General features: G+C 42.7%; 1 protein-coding gene. It reads left to right on the forward strand.

Translation table 11 applies throughout. The features are described 5' to 3' along the window. Positions 1 to 16 precede the first annotated feature (16 nt). Positions 17 to 281: heme exporter protein CcmB (locus tag FQ664_RS25840; protein WP_218570419.1), on the forward strand; the 265-nt coding region annotated here is incomplete at its 3' end.

A 281-nucleotide genomic window follows, 5' to 3' on the forward strand; every position in this document is an offset into this window, starting at 1 on the left:
TAGTATGATTGCGTCCATGATGAAAATAATCCGTCGAGAGCTACTCATTGCATTTCGTCGTCAAGCCGATATTTTCAATCCACTATGGTTTTTCATCATAGTGATTACTCTTTTTCCATTAAGTATCGGGCCTGAGCCAAACTTACTGGCGCGTATTGCTGCTGGTATTGTGTGGGTAGCCGCTTTGCTTTCTGCACTTTTGTCATTGGAGCGACTGTTTAAAGATGACTTCCAAGATGGATCTCTTGAACAGATGATGCTCATGCCTATTCCCCTACAAC

This window comes from Pseudomonas persica, assembly GCF_900291015.1.
Taxonomy (GTDB): Bacteria; Pseudomonadota; Gammaproteobacteria; order Pseudomonadales; family Pseudomonadaceae; genus Aquipseudomonas.